This window comes from Cellulophaga sp. BC115SP, from assembly GCF_009905545.1.
In the GTDB taxonomy this organism is placed as follows: domain Bacteria; phylum Bacteroidota; class Bacteroidia; order Cytophagales; family Spirosomataceae; genus Flectobacillus; species Flectobacillus rivi.
The window spans coordinates 1-1,411 of record NZ_JAAALB010000138.1; the positions used below are offsets into that span (position 1 = coordinate 1).

2 protein-coding genes are annotated in these 1,411 nt (G+C 35.6%); both read left to right on the forward strand.

Annotation, left to right across the window (positions count from 1 at the left end; translation table 11 throughout):
* Positions 1-39 precede the first annotated feature (39 nt).
* Complete coding sequence (locus GVN22_RS27235; RefSeq protein ID WP_166554145.1) at positions 40-435, forward strand: transposase; 396 nt, start codon at positions 40-42, stop codon at positions 433-435.
* 17 nt (positions 436-452) lie between these two features.
* A complete protein-coding gene (locus GVN22_RS27240; protein ID WP_370520495.1) occupies positions 453-1,361 on the forward strand; it encodes an IS3 family transposase in 909 nt (302 codons plus the stop codon).
* Positions 1,362-1,411 lie beyond the last annotated feature (50 nt).

The following is a 1,411-nucleotide window of genomic DNA, read 5'->3' on the forward strand; positions in this document are numbered from 1 at the left end:
TGTCCTTGCCTAAAATAGGTTGCCCTCAAAAATCAACTAATGATGGCAACTTCAAAATCTAAAACTGGAAAAAGTACAAAATACGAGATTCGTCAAAGTCGTATTTTTAGTGAGTCGTTCAAACGAGAAAAAGTCGAAGACATTCTCAACAAAAGGATTAGTATTATCGAATTTTGTAAATTGTGGGATGTAAGTAGCACAAGCGTTTATCGCTGGATTTACCAGTATTCTTCCCACTACAAAAAAGGAACTAAGATGATTGTACAACAAGATTCCGAAGAAGCTAAAACCCAGGAGCTACTCAAAAAAGTAGCTGAACTCGAACGTATCTTAGGGCAAAAACAAATGGAAATTGACTACCAGTCTAAACTCATTGAGATTGCTTCGAAGGAGCTCGATATCGACCTAAAAAAAAGTTTCAAACCCACACACTAGAGTACTTTCGCCAAAATATTACCCAACATTCTTACCAGATGAAGCATCTTTATGCGCTTTGTGGTATTTCCAAACAAGCACATTATCAAATGCTCCGTAGAATCGAAGAATGGCAGGTAAAAGAAAGTTTTTATGTGGGCTTGATGCTCCAAATTAGGGAGATCCATCCTGCTATGGGTCTGAGAACTATGTATGACTATTATCAGCCAGAAGGAATCGGACGAGATGCCTTTATTAGCATTGGACTCTATTATGGCTTTCGAGTAAAAGCCTATAGAAACCTCTGTAGGACTACTTTTTCAAGTCCTTACAGTCGTTACAAAAACCTTTTGGTTGATAAAGTTATCACTGATATTAACCAACTCTGGACGAGTGACATTACCTATTTTAAAGTAAATGATCGGTTTTACTACATCGTTTTTGTTTTAGATGTGTATTCTCGTTTTATCGTTGGATATTCTCTTGCGGATAATATGAGAGCAGAAAACAACATCATTGCTTTAAAAATGGCATTGAAAACTCGGAAACAGAATAAGTTCAAGCATGAGCTTATCCATCATTCAGACAGAGGAAGTCAGTACATCAGTGAAACCTATATTAGCATTTTAAACGAAGCTGAAATTAGCATCAGTATGTGTAATGAAGTTTACGAAAATGCTCATATTGAAAGAGTGAATGGCACGATTAAAAATCAGTATCTAATCTATAAAAATATTACAAATTTTGACGAATTAGCAACTGAGCTTAAAACGGCTATTCACACATACAACTATCAAAGACCACACGCAGCCCTGAAAGGACTAACACCTTTTGCGTTTGAACAGTACATCAAAGAACTAAACAATGAAAACAAACCTAATTTGCCGATTTGGACATGTGATTATTCAAAAAACACAAACCCAAATCAAACTATTTTACTATTTTGATTACTTTAACTTGGCTAAAACTCAGGGCAACCTATTTTAGGCAAGGACAA